Here is a 2839-nt window from a genome sequence, read left to right as displayed (position 1 = left end):
CTGCGCACGGCGCTGGAACTCGCCGACTGGCCGCGGCCCCGCGCACGACGATGCGCCGCACCAGCACGATCGCGTCGCCTTCGGGCTGCGGCCAGTCGGCGAGTTCCAGCGCCGTGCGCAGCGCCGGGGCGTGCGCCGGATCGCTGCGCAGCCGCAGCCGGCCGATCGTCGTGCTGCTTGTCGCTGTCGCCGGGTTCATGAGGTGCTGGTGGAGACGCGAAACGCCGTCGTCACCGCGACGCCCGGTGTCAGCGCCTCGACGATGCGGGCGCTGGCGAGGCCTTGCGCGTCGATGTCATCGAGCTGCAGCCGTCCGACCAGCTGCTGCTGCGCGTCGCGCAGCTCCAGCCGCGTGCCGGGGCGCAGTTCGCGCTCCAGCGTCAGGCGCAGCGTCTGTCCCGGGCGCAGCGTCGCGCCGGCTGCGACCCGGCCACCGGTGGCGAGCGCGAGATCGCCATGGGCGGCGGCGAGCAGCAGCGCGCGCAGCAGGTGATCGAGCGCGGCGCGGCCGGTCGGCGCCGGCTCCGGCAGCTGCGCGTTCAGCCAGCGCAGCAGCGCCTGCCAGCGCTGCCAGTCGGTCAGCACGGTCTCGGAGCTGCCGGCCGGCGGTGCCGGCCAGCGTTCGGGATGGGCGGTGTCGAGCGTGCCTTCGTCGGCGCGATCGGCGAGTTCGAGCAGCAGCGGGGCCGGCAGCCGCCGGCTCCAGTAGGCCGCGGCGCGCAGGGCCGGTTCGAGCTTCGCGCGCAGCGCCTCGGCCGCGCGGCGCAGGCGGCCGGGCGGGCCGTGCAGCGCGTCTTCGAGCGAATACGCGCGCGCTGCCTGTTCGCGCTGGCGCTGCAGCGACACGGCCGCATCGACCGGCACGAGGACTGCGGCCTGCGCGTACAGCGCGCGGCTCGCGCGTTCGAGCCCCGCATAGCGCGGGCCGCTGCTGGTCGTGCGCTGGCTGCGCAGCCCCAGGCGCTGCGCGCGCAGCACGATGGCCTCGTCGAGCACGCGCCGCTGCGGCAGTTCGACGAGCAGGCCGCGCAGGCTGCGCCATTCGCCGACCGGCACCTCGAACAGCGCCTCGGCAAACTCGGCGAGCGCTTCGGGCAGGGTTTCGGCCGCTGCCTGCGTCAGGCCGGGCACCAGCTCGTCGCCGTCGACGACAGCGAGCGCGACGGCCGGGGCCGGGCGCTGCGTGATCGTCCACGGCAGCGCCCGCACGTAGCCGAAGCCGCGCGCCGAGGCGAGTACCCGGCGCCGCTGCCGGCGCGCCCCGGCCACGCGCGCCCAGTCATCGGCAGTCAGCGCCTGCGCCATCGCGTAGCTGCGCGCCGTGTCATCGAGTTCGGGGCGGCGCGCGGCCAGTCCGGCTTCGAGCCCGGCGATCTCGCGCTGCAGCCGCGCGATCAGCGCCTTCTGCTGCTCGATCTCCTGCAGCCGACGGCGGATCGCGGTTTCCATGCGCGTGCGCAGCCGTTCGAGCAGCGTCGTGTCGGCGTGCAGGTGACGGCCGAGTTCGATCAGGCGCGGATAGCGCTGCGTGGCCGGCACGTCGAGGTACAGCCGGCGGATCGCGCTCGAGTCGAGGCGCGGACTCGGGCGGTCGCTGTTCGGCGGCGGGCGGTCCGGGAACAGGCGTTCATTGATCTCGTCGCGCAGCCCGGCGAGGTTGCTGCCGGCGTCCTGCAGCGCGTAGACCTCGGGCAGCACGTGGCGGATCACGCCGTAATCGGCGCTCTGCGCCTGAAAGGCCGCCGGGGTCGCCGGTTCGGCCGCGCGCGGGATCTGCGCGAGCGTGTCGCGGATCTGCTGGTTCAGGCCGCCGCCGCTTGCGAGCACGCGATCGAAGCGCTGCTGCACGCCGGCCGCCTGCACGCCCTGGGTTTCGAACAGCGTCGTCGTGAAGCTCGGGCGCACGGCGATCTCGGCGATCGGCGCGGCGTTGGCGAGCGGCAGTTCGAAGCTCAAGGTCCGGGCGTCTGCGATCGGCGTGGCGGCGGCCGCGATCGTCGTCGCCGGGGCCGTCAGGCTGACGTAGGGCAGCCAGCGCGCGATGCGCAGGCCGCTGCCGTCGCTCGCGACGCCGCCGGACAGCGCCGCCAGCGAGCCGGTGTGCGCATCGAGCTGCTGGCGCAGCCGGCCGAGGAAGTCGCGGATGCCGTCGAGCCGGTCGGTGCGCGCCGCGAGGCTGCGCTGCAGCTGCACCAGCCGCGTCGCCGCGCGCGCGAGCCGGATGCGCGCCCCGCTGCCGGTGAAGCCGACCGCGGCCGGTCCGCCGTCGTTGGCATGGGCTTCGGACCACGCGCCGAAGCTTGCGTAGCCGGGCGGCGCCGTCAGCGTCTCCCCGGCGTGGCGCTGGGCGAGCGCGGCGAGCAGCGCCGCCGGTTCGGCCGGGGCTGCCGGCTCGACCGGATCGGGATCGGGCAGCAGCGCCGCGAGCACGTCGTCGCCGAGCGAGGTCCGGTCCTCGTCGGTCACGCGCCACAGCTGCTCGCGCACCTCGCGCGCCGCCGCCCAGGCGCGCTGCGCCGAGAGCCAGGCGCGATACAGCGCATCGAGCGTCGGGGTGTCCGGGGCCGGGATCGACAGCAGATCCGGCCGGTAGTCGGCGTCCGGGATCGCGAGCAGCAGATGCACGTGATCGGCGCGGCCGTCGCGAAGCTGCAGCAGGCCGCGCGCCTGCGCAGTGGCGAGGGCCGGCGAGAACTCGCTCGCGCGCACCGGCAGCAGGCGCAGATGCAGGTGCGCGGGCAGGTTCGCACACAGCGGCAGCGTGCCGTCCGGAGCCGGCAGGCTCAGCCAGGCGCGCGGCAGCGGCGCGCCGGCCGGCGCGGTTTCGAGGCTGGCCCAG

1 protein-coding gene and 1 pseudogene are annotated in these 2839 nt (G+C 75.7%); both read right to left on the bottom strand.

Features of this window, described 5'->3' with window-relative positions:
• On the bottom strand, positions 1–199 hold a 199-nt coding region (locus PKE44_RS17710; protein WP_324553900.1), incomplete at its 3' end, for a hypothetical protein.
• A pseudogene (locus tag PKE44_RS17705) lies at positions 196–2839 on the bottom strand (hypothetical protein); the annotation flags it as partial. The gene PKE44_RS17710 and the pseudogene PKE44_RS17705, both read right to left, overlap by 4 nt.

The sequence above is a fragment of the Plasticicumulans sp. genome (assembly GCF_035331805.1).
Classification (GTDB): Bacteria; Pseudomonadota; Gammaproteobacteria; order Competibacterales; family Competibacteraceae; genus Plasticicumulans.
This window is presented reverse-complemented; position numbering and strand designations above follow the sequence as displayed.